Source organism: Synechococcus sp. CCAP 1479/9, assembly GCF_019038535.1.
Lineage (GTDB): Bacteria > Cyanobacteriota > Cyanobacteriia > PCC-6307 > Cyanobiaceae > Cyanobium.
This window is the reverse complement of the sequence record NZ_JAFKRK010000045.1, coordinates 153,155-168,348: the sequence shown is the minus strand read 5'-3', so window position 1 is coordinate 168,348 and position 15,194 is coordinate 153,155. Positions and strand designations below refer to the sequence as shown.

21 protein-coding genes are annotated in these 15,194 nt (G+C 69.2%); 9 read left to right on the top strand and 12 right to left on the bottom strand.

Annotated features, from left to right (window positions below; all coding sequences use genetic code 11):
* The 4 genes from KUG38_RS16520 to KUG38_RS16505 are packed head-to-tail and all read left to right on the top strand — an operon-like array spanning position 1 to position 4,236.
* The gene (locus KUG38_RS16520) at positions 1-1,035 is read left to right on the top strand and encodes a DUF952 domain-containing protein (protein ID WP_216923490.1); all 1,035 of its coding nucleotides are present in this window, start codon (positions 1-3) and stop codon (positions 1,033-1,035) included.
* Complete coding sequence (locus tag KUG38_RS16515) at positions 1,029-1,529, top strand: hypothetical protein (RefSeq protein ID WP_216923489.1); 501 nt, start codon at positions 1,029-1,031, stop codon at positions 1,527-1,529. The genes KUG38_RS16520 and KUG38_RS16515 overlap by 7 nt, the downstream gene beginning before the upstream one ends.
* Before the next feature lie 33 nt (positions 1,530-1,562).
* Entirely contained in the window at positions 1,563-3,152 is a 1,590-nt protein-coding gene (locus KUG38_RS16510) for a M10 family metallopeptidase C-terminal domain-containing protein (RefSeq protein ID WP_216923488.1), read from the top strand.
* 19 nt (positions 3,153-3,171) lie between these two features.
* Positions 3,172-4,236, top strand: coding sequence for an endonuclease/exonuclease/phosphatase family protein (locus KUG38_RS16505; protein ID WP_216923487.1), 1,065 nt, complete (start codon positions 3,172-3,174; stop codon positions 4,234-4,236).
* Here KUG38_RS16505 and KUG38_RS16500 read toward each other — a convergent pair.
* Positions 4,203-4,397 (bottom strand): DUF2256 domain-containing protein, encoded by a 195-nt coding sequence (locus KUG38_RS16500; protein ID WP_216923483.1) that lies wholly within the window; start codon positions 4,395-4,397, stop codon positions 4,203-4,205. The two genes, KUG38_RS16505 and KUG38_RS16500, sit on opposite strands and share 34 nt — an antisense overlap.
* 137 nt (positions 4,398-4,534) lie before the next feature.
* On the opposite strand from KUG38_RS16500, the gene KUG38_RS16495 reads away from it, so the two are divergent.
* On the top strand, positions 4,535-5,509 hold the full coding sequence (locus KUG38_RS16495; protein WP_353617851.1) for a magnesium transporter CorA family protein: 975 nt from the start codon (positions 4,535-4,537) through the stop codon (positions 5,507-5,509).
* Here KUG38_RS16495 and KUG38_RS16490 read toward each other — a convergent pair.
* The 4 genes from KUG38_RS16490 to KUG38_RS16475 form a co-directional block, all read right to left on the bottom strand.
* Positions 5,482-5,925: a hypothetical protein gene (locus tag KUG38_RS16490; RefSeq protein WP_216923479.1), complete on the bottom strand. Its 444-nt coding sequence runs from the start codon at positions 5,923-5,925 to the stop codon at positions 5,482-5,484. The two genes, KUG38_RS16495 and KUG38_RS16490, sit on opposite strands and share 28 nt — an antisense overlap.
* 4 nt (positions 5,926-5,929) lie before the next feature.
* On the bottom strand, positions 5,930-6,625 hold the full coding sequence (locus KUG38_RS16485; protein ID WP_216923478.1) for a hypothetical protein: 696 nt from the start codon (positions 6,623-6,625) through the stop codon (positions 5,930-5,932).
* A gap of 65 nt (positions 6,626-6,690) precedes the next feature.
* Positions 6,691-6,921 (bottom strand): hypothetical protein, encoded by a 231-nt coding sequence (locus KUG38_RS16480; RefSeq protein WP_216923476.1) that lies wholly within the window; start codon positions 6,919-6,921, stop codon positions 6,691-6,693.
* A 92-nt stretch (positions 6,922-7,013) separates the two neighbouring features.
* A complete protein-coding gene (locus KUG38_RS16475) occupies positions 7,014-7,466 on the bottom strand; it encodes a CopD family protein (RefSeq protein ID WP_216923474.1) in 453 nt (150 codons plus the stop codon).
* 135 nt (positions 7,467-7,601) lie between these two features.
* On the opposite strand from KUG38_RS16475, the gene KUG38_RS16470 reads away from it, so the two are divergent.
* Complete coding sequence (locus KUG38_RS16470) at positions 7,602-7,997, top strand: hypothetical protein (RefSeq protein WP_216923472.1); 396 nt, start codon at positions 7,602-7,604, stop codon at positions 7,995-7,997.
* A gap of 89 nt (positions 7,998-8,086) precedes the next feature.
* Here KUG38_RS16470 and KUG38_RS16465 read toward each other — a convergent pair whose 3' ends face one another.
* From KUG38_RS16465 to KUG38_RS16450, 4 genes are read right to left on the bottom strand one after another with little or no spacing between them, the layout of a single operon-like run.
* The gene (locus tag KUG38_RS16465) at positions 8,087-8,530 is read right to left on the bottom strand and encodes a nuclear transport factor 2 family protein (RefSeq protein ID WP_216923470.1); all 444 of its coding nucleotides are present in this window, start codon (positions 8,528-8,530) and stop codon (positions 8,087-8,089) included.
* A 13-nt stretch (positions 8,531-8,543) separates the two neighbouring features.
* Complete coding sequence (locus KUG38_RS16460; protein WP_190611683.1) at positions 8,544-8,789, bottom strand: hypothetical protein; 246 nt, start codon at positions 8,787-8,789, stop codon at positions 8,544-8,546.
* A 14-nt stretch (positions 8,790-8,803) separates the two neighbouring features.
* A complete protein-coding gene (locus KUG38_RS16455; protein WP_094585176.1) occupies positions 8,804-9,040 on the bottom strand; it encodes a chlorophyll a/b-binding protein in 237 nt (78 codons plus the stop codon).
* Positions 9,041-9,085: 45 nt separating this feature from the next.
* Positions 9,086-9,229, bottom strand: coding sequence for a CAB/ELIP/HLIP family chlorophyll-binding protein (locus KUG38_RS16450; RefSeq protein WP_216923468.1), 144 nt, complete (start codon positions 9,227-9,229; stop codon positions 9,086-9,088).
* 159 nt (positions 9,230-9,388) lie between these two features.
* On the opposite strand from KUG38_RS16450, the gene KUG38_RS16445 reads away from it, so the two are divergent.
* Positions 9,389-10,558, top strand: a complete 1,170-nt coding sequence (locus KUG38_RS16445; RefSeq protein WP_216923466.1) for an MFS transporter — start codon at positions 9,389-9,391, stop codon at positions 10,556-10,558.
* On the opposite strand, the gene KUG38_RS16440 is transcribed toward KUG38_RS16445, so the two are convergent.
* Positions 10,536-11,234, bottom strand: a complete 699-nt coding sequence (locus tag KUG38_RS16440) for a Coq4 family protein (protein ID WP_216923464.1) — start codon at positions 11,232-11,234, stop codon at positions 10,536-10,538. The genes KUG38_RS16445 and KUG38_RS16440 overlap by 23 nt on opposite strands.
* Before the next feature lie 73 nt (positions 11,235-11,307).
* Here KUG38_RS16440 and KUG38_RS16435 point away from each other — a divergent pair, with 73 nt between their 5' ends.
* A complete protein-coding gene (locus KUG38_RS16435; protein WP_216923462.1) occupies positions 11,308-11,898 on the top strand; it encodes an EF-hand domain-containing protein in 591 nt (196 codons plus the stop codon).
* Positions 11,899-11,945: 47 nt separating this feature from the next.
* Positions 11,946-13,061 (top strand): Rieske 2Fe-2S domain-containing protein, encoded by a 1,116-nt coding sequence (locus KUG38_RS16430; protein WP_216923460.1) that lies wholly within the window; start codon positions 11,946-11,948, stop codon positions 13,059-13,061.
* Here the strand turns inward: KUG38_RS16430 and KUG38_RS16425 are convergent.
* Positions 13,049-14,041 carry a Rieske 2Fe-2S domain-containing protein gene (locus tag KUG38_RS16425; RefSeq protein ID WP_216923458.1) on the bottom strand — a complete coding sequence of 331 codons (993 nt, stop codon included), beginning with the start codon at positions 14,039-14,041 and terminating at the stop codon, positions 13,049-13,051. The two genes, KUG38_RS16430 and KUG38_RS16425, sit on opposite strands and share 13 nt — an antisense overlap.
* 39 nt (positions 14,042-14,080) lie before the next feature.
* Positions 14,081-15,157: a DUF3616 domain-containing protein gene (locus KUG38_RS16420; protein WP_216923455.1), complete on the bottom strand. Its 1,077-nt coding sequence runs from the start codon at positions 15,155-15,157 to the stop codon at positions 14,081-14,083.
* Positions 15,158-15,194 lie beyond the last annotated feature (37 nt).

Below are 15,194 nucleotides of genomic sequence, written 5' to 3'. Positions count from 1 at the left end.
ATGGCGCCGCGCCTGCCCATCCTGTACAGCTTCCGGCGCTGCCCCTACGCGATCCGGGCGCGGCTGGCCCTGGCGGCGGCGGGGCTGACGCCGGGGGTGGATCTCGAACTGCGGGAGGTGCACCTGGGGCGCAAGCCCCCCGAGCTGCTGGAGGCCTCCGCCACCGCCACCGTGCCGGCCCTGGTGCTGCCGCCCGACGCCGGCAACGATCCCCAGGGGGCCGCCCGGGTGCTGCCGGACAGCCTGTCGGTGATGGCGTGGGCCCTGGAGCGCCACGACCCCGACGACCTGCGGCGCCTGGGGAGCACCGAAGCCGCTGGGCGGGAGCGGGCCCGGATCGCCGCCCTGATCGCTGAGAACGACGATTCGTTCAAGCACCATCTCGATCGCTTCAAGTACCCCGAGCGCCATCCCGGCGACGACCGGGAGCAGCACCGCCCCGAGGCGCTGGCGATCCTGCGCGGCTGGAGCGCCGCCCTGGAGGCCGGCGGCTGGCTGGTGGGGGGGCGGACGTCCCTGGCCGATATGGCCCTGCTGCCCTTCGTGCGCCAGTTCCGGCTCGCCGATCCGGAGGGGTTCGACCGTCAGGAGGATCTGGCTCCGCTGCAGGACTGGCTGCAGCGCTTCCTGCAGGGGCCCGAACTGGCGGCGGTGATGGCCGGGCCCTGGGCGCCCCGCCGGCCCTGGCGCTCCGAGCAGTGGATCTATCACCTGGCCCTGGCCAACGAATGGCGGGACGCCAAAGCTCGCGGTGTGTACGAGCGCTCGACCCGCGGCCAGTCGCTGCAGGAGGTGGGCTTCATCCATGCCAGCGGTTCCCACCAGGTGGAGGCCACCTACGGGCGCTTCTATGCCGATGCGGGGGAGGTGCTGCTGCTGACCATCGATCCCCGGCGCCTGACCGCGCCGCTGCTCTGGGAGCCGGCCCCGGAGAGCGGCGAATGCTTCCCCCACATCCACGGACCGCTGCCGCTGGAGGCGGTGCTCGCCGCCGAGCTCTTTCCGCCACCGCCGCCGGGCGGCGCACCATGCTGAACCTGGAGGTTCTGGAGCGGCAGGCCCGGGAGCGCGGCCTGCTGCTGCGGCTGCAGGTGCAGGGGGTGGCGGGGGTGCGGGGGCTGCGGGTGGGGGTGGCCCGGGCCCGGGCGGAGCAGCCGCCCCTGCTGCTGGGGGAGCTCAAGGGGTGGTGCCTGCCGCTGGCCGATGGCCTGCGGCTCGACACGATGCGGGTGCAGGGGGAGCGCAGCGAAGCCGTGGGGCCGCTGATCTGGGCGGCCACCTTCGCCTGGGCCCTGGAGGAGACGCCCTGCCGCTCGGCGCGCCTGCTGGCGATCCGCGATGGGGAGCAGCAGCACCGGCGGCTGGTGCGCTACTTCCGGCGGCTCGGCTTCACGCCGCTGCGGGAGCTGGCTGGCGGCCCGCTGGATCTGGCCCCGCGGCTGTTGTGGGGTGGGGCGGGCCTGCTGATGCAGGGCGACTGCGACGAAGGACTGCAACGCAGCAACCGCTGGCTGACGTCCATCCGGTGACACCTACGTTGGATTCGGGTATCGAGCTGGACCATGGCCACCGCCTCCCTGACCATCAACAACCAGTCAGGAGGCAGCCTCTACTACTACGTCGTCGGCCCAGGGTTCAGCGTTGAGCCGCTCCAGCCCGGCCAGAGCAACACCCTCTCCCCGGGTCTGAACAGCGTTCAGATCCTGGCGGCTCCTCAGATGAGGATCTACGTCTCGAGCTCCGCCACGCTGTTCGCCAACCCTGGCCAGGAACCGATCGGCTGGAACATCTCAGCGCCCTTCTCCTTCTACGAATACACAATCGATGGCAGCGGCTTTTCCGCTGACATGTCCTACATCGATGACTGGGCCTATCCGATCCAGACCAATATCACCGACAGCTCGGGAACGATCCACAACTTCGGCTTCCTGAACGCGGCCGCCATTGCCACGGATTTCGCCGCCCTGCCGCCGGGTGGATTCGTCACCAGTGCCGCCTCGGGAACAGGTGTCGGGACGGCCTCGAACCTCTGGGATGCCCCAAACCGGCGGTTCGTCGGCCCGATGCGGCTCTGGCAGCAGCAGGTGATCATGGCCAATGCCGTTCAGTTGGGGCAACCGGCCTACTGGCCGCCGAATGCCCCCGCGGGCTGGATCCAGTTCCTCGAGGAGGTGCCCTACGGGCCCTCCCCCTTCGGCTACCCGCTCGCCGCCGGCGCCAGCAGCCTGAATCCCCAGCAGACCTATCCGGCCTTCGGTTTCGACTTCTCCACCAACACCTCCTGGACCGCCATGAATGGCAAGCAGGGGGCGCTGGTGCCCCAGCCAGCGGGCGAGAAATTCTATGCCCACAACTGGAATGTATGGAACTACGGCTACACCAATGCCGATCCAAGTGCGGACAAACCGAATCCGAACTATTCCTTTGAATCGAACGCCTACACCACGACCCTCCGCGCCCAGGCGGCCCGGGAGAACGCCGCCGGACCACTCCCCGACACGGCCGGAACATCACCCACGGCCGGCAACCCGAACTTCGTCGGTTTCTATACTGCTTCCAAGGACGATTACTACGGCACCTTCACGGTTGCCGCCATTGCCAATGTCAGCCTCACGATCGGAGCGCTGGCCCCTTCCAGCATCGGCACCAGCGGCAATGACGGCATCGTCGGCAGCGGCAGCCACGACATCATCTCGGGTGGCTACGGAGCTGACTGGCTGGCTGGTGCCCCTCTGGCCCCGAACTGGTCCGCCCCCAACAGTTTCCGCGACCTGGCGTTCTTCGGTCTGCCCGGAGCGCCGGCCCAGTGGAAAGGTCTGGTCGGAGGCGGCCGGGACACCTTCGTCTATGTCCGCGCCGACAGCAGCCTGAGCAGCCCGGAGCGGCGTGATGTCATCACCGACTTCGCCGCCGACGACAGGATCGACCTCTCGAGGGTGGACGCCGACAGCCGCCGAGCGGGCCTTCAGTCCTTCACCTGGATCGGCTCCAGGGCGTTCTACGGGGAGGCAGGCCAGCTGCGGCTGGAACAGAATCGCTGGCAGACCAACGCCCTCCTGCAGGGAGATCTCGACGGCAACGGCACCAGCGATTTCGAAGTGATGCTGATGGGGCCCGTGCAGTTCTCAGCCTCCAACCTGATCCTGTCCTGACCCCCTGCCGAGACAGCCGATGGCCAGCTTCACCCTGATGTGCTGGAACGTGGAGAACCTGTTCCTCCCCGAGGCCGGCGCCAGCGAGCAGGTGCACGCCCGTTTCCAGGCCAAGCTCGCCACGCTCGCCGCCGTGATCGACAGCCAGCGGCCCGACGTGCTCGCCCTGCAGGAAATCGGCCCGGACGGGGCCCTGCAGGCACTGCAGGGGGCGCTGACCAACCCCCTGCCCCATGCCATCGAGGGCAAACCAGACGGCCGCGGTATCCGCGTGGCCGTCCTGTCCCGCCATCCCTTCAGCACCAGCCGCTCGATCGTGGCCTTTCCGGAGATGATCTTCCCCGTCCAGGCCAGGGATCCGGTGTTTGATGATCCCGCCACCCCCGCGGATGAGTCCCTCACCGCCTCACTGGGACGCGGCGCCCTGGAGGTGGTGGTGGAGATCGAGGGGCACCCGGTGCGGATCATCACCGCCCACTTCAAGTCGAAGCTGATCTCCTACGCGCGCCAGAAGGGGCTGGTGGAAGGCAGCCAGTTCGCCCCGAACGACGAGAACGAACGCTATCGCTATGCCGCCTACGGCCTGTACCGGCGCACCACCGAAGCGCTGACGCTGCGGGATCGGGTCAACCAGATTCTCTCCGGCTGCGCCGGATCATCGGATCCGGAGGAAGGGCTGGGTCGCCAGAAGGCGGTGGTGGTCTGCGGCGATCTCAACGATGCGACAGACGCCGCCACCACCCAGATCCTGCAGGGGCCGAGCGGCTCCGAACTGGGCACCGAGGGATTCCGGCGGGGCGACAGGGGCGATGGCTACCGCCTCTGGAACCTGGCGCCGCTGCTCAATGCCGGGCCGAACGGTGAACCCCCAAGCGAGGCCCCCTTCAGCCGACGCTTCCAGGGACGGGGCGAACTGATCGACCACATCCTGGCCAGCCACCGGCTGGTGAATCCCGGCAACATCCCCGTGGCGCGGACGGTGCTGGCCGGCGACCATCTGCCGTCGGTCTCCGAATCACCGTCGGACCGGGTCGTCGATCCGGGGTCGGATCATGCGGCGCTGGTGGCGGAATTCGAGATCTGAGGGCCTTCGCTGGTATCCGGGCGGGCGCGGTTGCGATGGCGCCGGCAGCGCTCGGAGCAATAGCGCACGTCCTCCCAGTTGTCTTTCCACTTCCTGCGCCACTGGAACGGTCTGCCGCAGACCGGGCAGGTCTTGGTGGGGCGATCGGCGTGGTGGGGCATCCGGTCAGAAAGCGGAACGCTCAGCCTGCCAAAACCGAAGCCATGGCCGTGACACGATGGAGGAGATGTCTGACGCCAGCTTCTATCGGATCGGCCGCACGGGCCCGGCGAAGCGTGTGGCGTCGGCCGTGGAGGCGGTGAGCGCCAGCGACGTGGACGGTTTCGCCTGGTTGCATTTCCGCGAGGCCAGCAGGGACGAACTGGACCAGCTCATCGGCCTGCTGGGCCTGCATGCGCTCTCGATCGAGGATTGCTTCGATGATCATCAGATTCCCAAGATCGACGATTACCCAGACAACACCTTCATCCTCTTCAACACATTTCAATACGGCCATGGCGCCCTTGAGGTGGGTGAAATCAACCTGTTCCTCGGTCAGCGGTTTCTTGTCAGCATCAGCCATCTTGATTCCAGTCACCGCTCCTACCTCGATGGGGTGGAGAAGATGGTCGAGAGGGGCATCGAAGAGGCCCGCCAGGGCCCGTCCCACCTCATGCACCTGATCCTCGATCAGGTCGTCGATCAGAAGTTCGTGGCCATCGAGGCCCTCGAGGATGAGCTGAATGGAGTGGAAGAAGCTCTGATGGCGGATCCGGCCAGCTTCAAACCCGCCGAACTGATCCGATTCAGGCGCTACCTGCTGCGGCTGCGCAAGAGCCTGTTTCACGAACGGGAGATCCTCAGCAAGATCTGCCGGGGGGATTTCCCTTTGGTTTCCGTGAAGGCGATCTACCACTATCGCGATATCTACGACCATCTGGTGCGTTTCTATGAAGTCACCGAGTCGTACCGGGACATCGTCACCAGCCTGATGGAGATGTACCTGTCGATGCTCAACAATCAGATGGCCAAGGCCGCCAACGACACCAACGCCACGGTCCGGCGCCTGACACTGATCACGACGATCTTCATGCCGCTGACCCTGCTGGCAGGCATCGGCGGCATGTCCGAGTGGACGATGATCACAGGCCCGGATAACTGGCGTGTCTCCTATCCGGCCTTCATGCTCGCCATGGTCGTGATCGGCTTCGCCAGTTATGTCTTTCTCAGCCGCCTGGACCGGAACCGCAACGCGACGCGACGCACTCAGTTGAGCCGGCGCTGGCGCGCCTGACGGCGGGAGGCGGCCTGGACCGTCCTGAGCTCGGCGGCCTCCTCCAGCAGCTCGCCGGAGAGGGACTCCAGATCGTCGGCCGCCTTCTGGAGCTGGGCGCTGAGCCTCAGGCCCTCCTCGATCGACTGGCCATAGGCCTCACTGGCCTCATCGATGGCCGCGAACAGCTCCCTGAACTCCTCGGGTGGCTGGGTGTCCCAGTCGGGATAGGCGGCCACCGCCTGCTGGAGCACCTGCAGGGCGGTACCCCAGCTCGCCTTGAGGCGGAAATCGAGATGGCGCAGGTCCTGGTTGGTGCGCTTGAGCTCCCGGGTGCTGGAGACACCGGCCAGGGCCAGGACCTCGCGCTTCAGCTCGGTGATGGTGGGCGGCTTGGTTCGGGCAGTCCCGGAGCGGGGGGATGGGGGTCTGGCCATGGCCCTACTCGGCCAGGCCGAGGCCCAAATGCTCCCCGGCCCGGAGCCGTTCCAGCTCCCCGCGGAGCTGCCGGGTGGTCTGACGTTCGGCCCTGAGCGCCTCCTGCAGTTCGTCGCGCTGGCGCCGGTAACGATCGGTGTGGGCGACACGGCCGCCGAGGCTCTGGTTGTTCCTGGCGAGTTGGCGGCGACGTTCCACCTCGGCATCGAGGGCCCGCTGCAGGGCAACCAGCTCCTTCTGCAGCTGCAGCTCGGCCTTCGACTGCTGCTGCTCGGAGCGAAGCGCGGCATTTTCCGCCTCCAGGGCCTGGAGGCGGGCTTCGAGGCGATCGATCTTGATCTGCTGGCCGCGCAGCGCCTGTTTGAGCCTCTGCAGCAGGGCGCCGAGGCGCGAGCGTTCCTTCTGCTGCGTCAGGCTGTTGGCTTCACACTGCCGGGCGTAGTCCCTCAGCAGTCCCGTGCGCCGCTGCAGCACCTTGGCGGTGCACTCGTACTTGATGATGGCGATGACACGGCAGCGCTCCAGTTCATCAAGGTCCTGAACGGCCTTGAGGTGTCTGAGCTCGTCGTAGTTGGTGCACTCATGCCGCAGCACCTGGGTCGGCACATGCGCCTGGGCGCCGATGCGCGGCAGGTTCTTCAGCCGGACACGGTCGTGCCAGTAATCGAAAAGAGCCTTCTGGTCGACAGCTTCGAGCATGGCGCCCACTCCCTGGTGCGTGGCCGATCGCTGAAAGACTGTAGGAACCTGATCCGTCTGGCCGGTCACGGCTGGGAGGCAAAGGTGTCACGGCGTTTCTCGAGCCGCAGGAGGCGCTGGGCGTGGAGGTCGGTCTCCGCCGACCAGCCACCCGTCAGCGGCTCAAGCGGCTCCGGCTCCCTGGGAGGCGGTTCCTGGGCGGGTTCCACCGGCGGCGGGCCATCCAGGGTGGCGACCACGAACAGGGCCACCAGCAGTTGCGCCAGAAAGGGGAGATCGATCATGGGGATGGACATGGGCGGCAAGGACATGACGTCGTTCTGCAGCCACCTTCCACCGGGCAGGGGAAGTCCGTGCCCTTTCACCTGCGAAGAAGGAATCGGGCCCCTCAGCCCAGCACGCCACCCAGGCGGATCAGGGCACCCACCACCACGAAGGCGATCGCCAGGGCGGTGATGGCACGGATGTGCCAGGCCAGGCCGCCCAGGTTGGTGTCCGTGAGGTTGGGGATCAGCCGCAGCCGGGCATGCACGGCCAGGGCGGCGGTGGCGCCCAGCAGCAGCAGCTTGGTGCCCACCAGCACACCGATCGGGCTCGCTGGGTCAAACAGTCCGTCGAAGCCAGGCAACAGGATCGAGCCCATCCAGAGGCCCGTGATCACCTGGATGGCGAGGGCCGTGAGGCCGAGGGGCTCGAAGATCACCTCGAAATCACGGATGCGATCAGCGCTCTGCTCCCGCAGGGCCCTCGGCAGCACACCCAGATCCAGCACCAGGTGGCCGCCGGTCCACACCGTGGCGGCCAAGGCGTGGACGATCACCAGCCATGGGAAGGGGGACATGGCCTCAACGCAGGAAGAACTCCCACCCTTATGGTGCGGGCACCCTGCAGGCGAGGGCCAGGAAAGGCAGTGGGGACTGAAAACCTGTAGCAGAACATACAGTTGAGGGGAGAACTCCAGCGGCAGGACACCCCCATGGCCAGCGGTAGCTTTCCCCATCAGTTCGAAGGCAGTTTCTCCGCCTTCAAGGAACGTCAGCTGGTGTTCGCACTCACCCGCCAGCTGGCCGACGCCCAGTTCCGACGGGGCGACCGTTCCCTGAGCGAGCGCCTCTGGCAGGAAGCGGCCGCAGAGGCCATGGACGCGGAGCGCATCACCGGACTGCTCTACGGCGTCCATGACCATGACGACCCGGCGGCCATGGAAGCGGTGGATCGCCTCTACCGCGAGCGGCAACGGGAGGCCTTGCGCCGCGCCAGCACGCCACTGGCCCGGTTGGCGCGCCTCACCGGGCATCGCCCGGCCCGGAGGTCCCGGCCTCACCGATCAGCAAGGCCGGGCCAGGCGCCCGTCGCAGGCTCCGGCCGTTGAGCGGGATGGAGGCCATTTCGGCGTGAGCACCCTGCATCGCGCCGTCTGCCCCCTCCTTCGTCAGGCGCAGGGCTGGCTGATCGGAACCTTCAGGCCACGAACCGCCCGTAGAGCCAGCGCACGAAACCTCCGACCAGCGGCACCGGGGTGAAGGTGGGGCCGACGAAGTCGAAGTAGTCGCGATGGTCGATGATCCGGCCGTCGGCTCCCAGGCGGAGACGGCTGGCGCCGGGATAGATGAATTCGATGCCCCTGATCTTCAGGCCCATCGTCCATTCCACGAAGGCGGTGTCACCGCTCAGGGCAACGGCACCCGGCTCAAGGAAGACGTCATCGCAGCGCTGCAGCAACCCCTCCTGGGCCACGATGTAGGCCTCGAGGCCCTGCCGCTCCTGGGTGGGGTCGGTGAAGTGGACCGCTCCGTGGTAGAGCGCCCGCCACTGCTCCGGCGTGGGCCCCGGGGCGCCGTAGGGCTTGGTGAACAGGGCCCGGAGGGCGTCTTCCCCCAGCGGTGGCTGCAGCAGGGCGGTCATGGCTGGGGTGCTCTCAGGCGGCGGCCGAGCGGGGACGGGTCAGGGCCAGGGCCGCTCCGCCGATGGCCACCAGGCCCAGGGCTCCGGCTGCGGCCAGGAACACCAGGGTCTGCAGGGCCAGCAGGAACAGGCCCAGGGCCGAAGCCGCCTTGATCTGCACCCGGGCCTTGATCAGCAGGGTGAGGAGCAGCAGCACCGTGGCCTGCAGACCGGCGATCCGGGCCGCCGTGAAGGGACACAAGGGGGGCGGGAGCAGCATCGGCAGCGGAGCGATCAGAAGCAGAAGGGCAGGAACTGGGTGCGGCAGGCGGCGTAGCCGTCGGTCAGGGCGCCGAGGCCGATCTGGTGGGCGATGCCGGAGCCGGTGATGGCTTCGGTGAGCACACCGATGACAAGACCAAGCATGGCAGCGCGGCCGTTGAAGAGTTCGACGCGCTTGAGCTGCTCCATGTGGATGGAACGCTCACTGTCGCCCTGGAGGAAGGCGTCGTTGGCGGGGGTGTTGGTCATGGGTCGGACAGGGGGGAAGAGGGAAAGTGCTGGGCCGTCGCTGGATCAGCCCAGGCCGATCTGGGTGAGGATCCCCTGGCCGGTGAGCAGCTCGGTGCCGAGGCCGATCACGAAGCCGAGCATGGCGAGGCGGCCGTTCCAGGTTTCAGCGAAGGCGACGAAGCCGAAGCGGGAGGAGGAGTCGGTCATGTGTGTTTCAGCTTGTTTCGTGAATTGTAACAGCATGTAAACGCTGGTGTCAGTTCGGGGCGCCAGGCTGCTTCCTGTGGTGGATGCCACCACAGGCCCCGTCTCTGAACCTGGATCCGGCATGACCCTGTGGATCTGAAGCGGCCCCAGCCCAGACCCTTGCCGCCACTCCCCCTGCTGGCCCTGGCGGTGGGCGTCAGCGTGGCCAATCCCTTCTACAGCCAGTCGCTGCTGCCCCCGATCGCCGCCGACCTGGGCCTCGACGCCGGAGTCTCCGTGCTGGTGCCGGCGGCCACCCAGTGGGGGCTCTCGGCCAGCCTGCTGCTGCTGCTCCCCCTGGGCGACCGGCTGGAGCGGCGCCGGCTGCTGGTGCTGTCCGCCGCCGGCATGGCCCTGGCCTGCCTGGCGATCGTGCTGGCACCCAGCTTCCAGCTGCTGCTGCCGGCGTTCTTCGCCGTCGGCCTCTGCGCCCTGGTCCCCTACCTGCTGCCACCGTTCCTGGCCGAACTCACACCGGAAGCCAGGCGCGGCCAGGTGCTCGGCACCCTGCTCAGCGGCCAGTTCAGCGGCCTGCTGCTGGCACGCAGCTTCAGCGGGGTGATGGCGGAGCTGGCCGGCTGGCGAGCCATCTACGCCCTCTCGGCCCTGCTGATGCTGGGTGTGGCCCTGCTGTTCCGCCACCGGCTGCCCCGCCAGCAGCCACCGCAGCCCCTGGGCTACCTGGCCCTGCAGCGGTCCCAGCTGCGGCTGTGGCTGCGCCATCCCGCCCTGCGGCAGGCCTGCCTGCGCCAGGCCCTGCTGTTCGGCGCCTTCATGGCCATCTGGAGCGGCCTGGCGCTGCACCTGGCGGCACCACCGTGGCGGTTCGGCCCTGCGGCGATCGGCGCCTTCGGGCTGGTGGGCCTGGTGAGCATCGCCGCCGCCCGGCCGATCGGCCGGCTGGTGGACCGCCACGGCCCGGGACTGATCGTGCGGGCCGGCTGCCTGCTGGGCCTGGCCGGCCTGCTGCTGCTTGCCTTCGGCGCCGGCTCCCTGGTGAGCCTGGTGATCGGCATGGCCTGCCTGGATCTGGGGGTGCAGGGCACCTACGTCGCCCACCAGACCACCGTGCTGTCCCTGGATGGGACGGCCCGCACCCGGCTGGGCGGCTGGCTGTTCTTCACGGCCTACCTGGGCGCGGCGCTCTGCTCGTTGCTGGTGGCCCATGTCTGGGATAGCTGGCAGTGGCATGGCACCGCCCTGTTCGCCGCCGGACTCGTGCTGGTGGCCCTGCTGATCCCCACCTCAGGAGACGGGTCTGGCCGGCTCACGCCCCCGGGTCGCGGCTGAGGAAGGGACTCTCCGCCAGCACGGCGCTGATCCCCAGCCGGTCGCGCCAGGCGGCCAGCGGCTCGCCCCACCCCTCCTCCCAGCGCTGGGCCAGCAAGGGCGCGCAGCGGCCGCCCAGCCGCAGGCCATAGGCGATCGCTTCCGCCAGGTCCGGGGTGGTGGGCGGGTTGAGGGCCCGCGACAGCAGATCGGCGCAGATCAGCAGTGCCGCCCCCGGGTGGTACAGCTGCCGGGCGCCGATGCCGTTGATCGCCACGTCGCCGGCCAGGTCGGTGGGGCAGCCGGTCACCAGATGCCAGAGGTCGTGGGTGGCGCGGATCCGCAGCTGCAGGTATTGGTCGTCATCGGCGAGATGGGCGATCCCCTCGGGGGCCGGCAGCAGATCGAGCCCTTCGGCCATCAGGTGGCGACCGAGGCACTCCGCCAGGCTGCCCTGGGGGTAGTGGGCCAGCTCATCGACGGCGGGCCAGGGGCCCCAGTAGCGCTCCCGCACCAGGGCCGCCACCGCGGGCTCGGCCTTGAGCCGGGCCCGGGCCGCCTCGGCGTAAGGGGTTTCATAGGTGAGGTTGAGCAGCTCGATGGCCCCCGGCACGTCGTCGGGGTGCTCGCTGAGGCGCTCCAGCACATCCACCATCCCGGCCAGGTGGGCGCGCAACCGCTCGGAATCGGGGGCCATCGGGCGACAGGCAGAGCCTGAAGGGTATGCACGGGCAGCCCCGGTACCATCAACGTCTCCTGCCGCCCGGTGGATGTCGAGCCTGCCCCTGCCGGCCGAACTGGTGCGGCGCTACCGCCGGCTGTTCAGCTTCTACGACCGCGACGGCGACGGCCGCCACACCCTGGAGGGCGACTTCGAACCGGTGGCGGTGCGGATCGCGCGGCGCTGGCAGGGCCGGCCCAGCCGCTTCCCGGATCTGCTGGGGCTGCTGCTCGACACCTACCGGCACGAGAACGCCCGCCGCGACCGGAACCACGACGGCACGGTGGATGGGGAGGAGTTCCTCGCCTCCCATGGCCGCGTGTTCGCCGCCTTCCAGGCCGATCCCCAGGCGGCGCGGGAGTTCATGGCCCGCTCCGCCGGCGGCTTCTTCGACGTGATCGACCTCGATGGCGATGGCCAGCTCGAGCTCGACGACCTGGCCGCCTTCGCCGCCGCCTACGGCCATTCCACCGCCGGCATCGCCGCCAACCTCGACCGGATGCTCGCCGCCCTGGGGCTGCCCCCCGGCCGCCTGCCGCGGCAGGCCTTCCTGACGCTGGTGGAGCAGTACTGGTTCGATCCCTCGCCGGAGGCCCCCGGCCGCCACCTGTTCGATGGGGTGGACCTGGTGACGGTCTGAAGCAGGCGCCCTTCGCTTCCTAGGCTGGAGGCCGATGGTTGGATCGGGTGGGACCGTATCTCGATCTCGAACAGCCCTGGCTGTCGGAGCGCCTGGTGGCCTGGCCGATCCTCGCCAGCGGCGAACTGGCCCGGGAGTCGGCCCTGAGTGTCCGAGCGTTCGGCCTGCCGCTGCTGCTGGTGCGGGGCGCCGACGGGCGGGTGTCGGCCCACATCGATGCCTGCCCCCACCGGCTGGTGTCCTTCTCCTGCGCGGGCACGCCGCCGACGGTGAAGGGTTCGCTCGTGCGCTGCCCCTACCACTACCAGGAGTTCGATCAGGACGGACGCTGCGTGCGCACCCTCCACGGCGAGGCCGGCGGGGCCGAGCACCTGGTGTCCCTGCCGGTGCGGGAGTGGGGGGAATTCCTCTGGCTGCCGGCGGGGCGGAGCCTGTTCGCCGCCGGCGACCCCGCCGCCTGGCAGACGCCTGAGGTGGAGGCCGCCCTGGAGGGGGCACGGCTGCCGGCGGAATTCGGGCGCGAGCTGCTGGATGCCGCCCGCACCGATGCCCTGCCGTTGTTCCACTACCGCTACCCGGTGGGCCCTTGGGGCCTGGTGCTCACCAGCGGCATCGACCACACCCACGGCTTCCACGTGCACGCCATCGCCCGCACGGTGCACCAGCTGCGGCGCTGGCTGGGCCAGGAGACCCTCAGCGGCCTGCACATGGTCTGCGACGACGACGAACGCTCGGTGCTGGTCACCTACAGCCAGTACCGCGACAACCTGCAGGCCTACTGGAAGGTGGGCTGTGCGCCCAACCTCTGGCTGAACAAGCTCGATGAGGGCCTGCACCTGGCGGTGCTGTTCGTGCCGGACGACCGGGGCAGCACCACCCTGCGCGGCACCCTTTACGCCGGCGGGCGCTGGCGCTCCCTGCTGGAGAACGGACCCGCCCTCAAGGCACTGCGGGATCTCTCCAACCACAACAACGACGAGGACCGGCCCTTCATCGAAAGCCAGGCGGCCGTGCTGGGGGGCGGCCGCATCCCGGTCGGCAACGCCAGCATCAACGACGCCCCGGTGTACCGCTTCTTCCGTTACCTGGAGGCGATCACCGGCACTCCGATCGCCTTCGGGGCCAAGCCCCACCCCCGCGACCTGCTGCTTCAGCGCGGCTGAAGCAGCTCCCGCAGCCGCTGGCGCATCAGGGCGATGGGCTGGTCGGCCTCGATCAGATGTTCGCCAGTGGGCCAGGGTTCGAGGGCGCCGGCCATGGCGGTGAGGATCGCCCGGTCCTGGTCGATCAGCCCCCGCTCGAAGCGCACCATGGCGGCGGCCGGCACCTGCTCCTCGCTGTCGTTGCGGAAATAGAAGCGACTGATCCGGGTGGTGCCGGAACCGGTGGGCACCGCATGGAGCACGATGCGCTGGCGCAGGCCGTTGGGCCACTCCAGCTCCAGGCTGAGACCGAGCGGTGCGATCCAGCTCACCTGGCGCTGCACCGTCAACGTGCCGGCATCGGTGTCGAGGGTGTCCTGCAGCACGGTGTTGTTGTGCACCTGCAGAGGGATGCGGAAGCGGAAGCCGTCGGCGGTGTCCGCGATCGGCCCCTCGATCGGATCGGGCCGGGCCGTGGTGGCCTCCAGCAGACCGCGGTGCACGAAGTAGTGGTGGAAGTTGTCGAGGCCGTTCTCGATCACCCGGAAGGGGGAGACCTCCCAGAGCTCCCAGAAGCCGTCGATGCGCCGATGGGCCGGATCGTGCTCCTCGGGGAAGCAGGGCAGCGGCAGGCGCGGCTGCGCCTCCAGGCACACCCACACCCGCCCGTAGCGGGCCTGGGCGAGGTAGGTGCGCAGCCGGCAGGCCTCGGGGACCGGCCGCTCCGGTTGCTGGGGAATCGCCCGGCAGGTGCCGTCAGCGGCGAACTCCCAGCCGTGGTACGGGCACTGCAGATTGCCGTCGGCGCTGAGGCTGCCGCCCGAAAGCCGCGCTGAGCGGTGCGGACAGCGATCCGGGGCGGCGTGGGGCTCCCCGTCGGCTCCCCGCCAGAGCACCAGCGGCTCCCCCAGCAGGTCCGCCGCCACCGGCCCCGGCCCCAGCTGATCGAGCGGCAGCACCGGAAACCAGAAGGCACGCAGCAGGGCTGGATCGATGGGCATGGCAGGACGGGCGTTGGGGGGGGTGGATCAGGGCTGACGTCAGTCCGGCAGCCCATAGCCATCCAGGCGGGTACTGGTTCCCTTGGCTCCAATCCTGGCGGCCACCGGATCGTCGTAGGCGACCCAGGCCAGCAGCTGGTCGCCATGGCGCTGCACATCCAGGCCCTCCGGTTTGTCGCTGCCCTGGCCGGGGCGACCGGGGCGGCCATCCCGGATCCACAGCAGGGGCTCCGTGGTCTCCAGGGTGACGCCGTCCTTCGGGGGTGAACCCTGCGGGCCAAGGGCGTTGCGCCAGCGGTGCAGGTAGCAGGGGCCGGCTAGGTCCATCGTCGGCCCGGCCAGCACCAGCACGTCGTCGCTGCCGGGGACCACGGCCAGATCCCGCACCGCCAGGCCGCTGAGCGACAGGTAGCGGCAGCGATGGGCCTCCAGGCTGAGGCTGGGGCCGTCGCCATCGAGGCCACCCAGGCGGAGGTCGAGCACCAGGGCGATGCCCCGCAGGACCGGTCCGCGCAACCCCACCAGCACCCGCTCGCCCCGGGCGGCGATGCCTTCGATATCGAGTCCGTTGTCCTTGCTGGGGATCGCCAGAAACGGGGCGATCCGCCGATCAGCCGCCAGCGCCTGGGTGAGGGCATCGCGGCCCTCGGCGGCATCGAAGGCCAGCCGCTGCCCTGCCACCGGCCGGCCCTCCCCATCCAGCCGCAGGCAGCCGAGCACATGGGCGTTGCGGCTCTGCCTGTCGTGGAGCTTCAGGGGGCCTGCCTTGGCGTCGTACTTGCGGCGCCGCAGGGAATGGGAGCCCACCATCCAGAGGCGATCGCCGTCACGGGCCAGCCCCTCGAGGTCCGATTCGCCGTCGTCCTTGCCACCGGCGAGACCGAAATCCCTGAGCTTCACGGCGCTGAGGTTGCCGTAGTGGTGATCGCCGAGGCGGTCCAACCGGTAGAGGCTGCGTCCCTCATCACCCCCCAGCCACAGCACCCGGTCGAGGGCCACCAGGGCGGAGAGGTTCTGCCGCAGCTCCTCGGCTTCCGTGTCCTTCGCGGGGGACAGCTCCAGGAGCCGCTGCTGGATCGGGACGGCCAGGGGCAGGTCGGCGGCCGGCTCGGGCATGGAGGGAAGGCGGGAGCTTCTTTCCTTGGTAGTGGGG

What these genes read in the sequence shown, in the direction of transcription:
- KUG38_RS16470 (WP_216923472.1), top strand. Translation starts at nt 7,602, where the DNA reads ATGGCCAGCGGTAGCTTTCCCCATCAGTTCGAAGGCAGTTTCTCCGCC.
- KUG38_RS16435 (WP_216923462.1), top strand. Translation starts at nt 11,308, where the DNA reads ATGTCGAGCCTGCCCCTGCCGGCCGAACTGGTGCGGCGCTACCGCCGG.
- KUG38_RS16490 (WP_216923479.1), bottom strand. Translation starts at nt 5,925, where the DNA reads ATGGCCAGACCCCCATCCCCCCGCTCCGGGACTGCCCGAACCAAGCCG.
- KUG38_RS16450 (WP_216923468.1), bottom strand. Translation starts at nt 9,229, where the DNA reads ATGACCGACTCCTCCTCCCGCTTCGGCTTCGTCGCCTTCGCTGAAACC.
- KUG38_RS16520 (WP_216923490.1), top strand. Translation starts at nt 1, where the DNA reads ATGGCGCCGCGCCTGCCCATCCTGTACAGCTTCCGGCGCTGCCCCTAC.
- KUG38_RS16510 (WP_216923488.1), top strand. Translation starts at nt 1,563, where the DNA reads ATGGCCACCGCCTCCCTGACCATCAACAACCAGTCAGGAGGCAGCCTC.
- KUG38_RS16485 (WP_216923478.1), bottom strand. Translation starts at nt 6,625, where the DNA reads ATGCTCGAAGCTGTCGACCAGAAGGCTCTTTTCGATTACTGGCACGAC.
- KUG38_RS16505 (WP_216923487.1), top strand. Translation starts at nt 3,172, where the DNA reads ATGGCCAGCTTCACCCTGATGTGCTGGAACGTGGAGAACCTGTTCCTC.
- KUG38_RS16515 (WP_216923489.1), top strand. Translation starts at nt 1,029, where the DNA reads ATGCTGAACCTGGAGGTTCTGGAGCGGCAGGCCCGGGAGCGCGGCCTG.
- KUG38_RS16460 (WP_190611683.1), bottom strand. Translation starts at nt 8,789, where the DNA reads ATGCTGCTCCCGCCCCCCTTGTGTCCCTTCACGGCGGCCCGGATCGCC.
- KUG38_RS16475 (WP_216923474.1), bottom strand. Translation starts at nt 7,466, where the DNA reads ATGTCCCCCTTCCCATGGCTGGTGATCGTCCACGCCTTGGCCGCCACG.
- KUG38_RS16440 (WP_216923464.1), bottom strand. Translation starts at nt 11,234, where the DNA reads ATGGCCCCCGATTCCGAGCGGTTGCGCGCCCACCTGGCCGGGATGGTG.
- KUG38_RS16455 (WP_094585176.1), bottom strand. Translation starts at nt 9,040, where the DNA reads ATGACCAACACCCCCGCCAACGACGCCTTCCTCCAGGGCGACAGTGAG.
- KUG38_RS16420 (WP_216923455.1), bottom strand. Translation starts at nt 15,157, where the DNA reads ATGCCCGAGCCGGCCGCCGACCTGCCCCTGGCCGTCCCGATCCAGCAG.
- KUG38_RS16480 (WP_216923476.1), bottom strand. Translation starts at nt 6,921, where the DNA reads ATGTCCATCCCCATGATCGATCTCCCCTTTCTGGCGCAACTGCTGGTG.
- KUG38_RS16465 (WP_216923470.1), bottom strand. Translation starts at nt 8,530, where the DNA reads ATGACCGCCCTGCTGCAGCCACCGCTGGGGGAAGACGCCCTCCGGGCC.
- KUG38_RS16425 (WP_216923458.1), bottom strand. Translation starts at nt 14,041, where the DNA reads ATGCCCATCGATCCAGCCCTGCTGCGTGCCTTCTGGTTTCCGGTGCTG.
- KUG38_RS16500 (WP_216923483.1), bottom strand. Translation starts at nt 4,397, where the DNA reads ATGCCCCACCACGCCGATCGCCCCACCAAGACCTGCCCGGTCTGCGGC.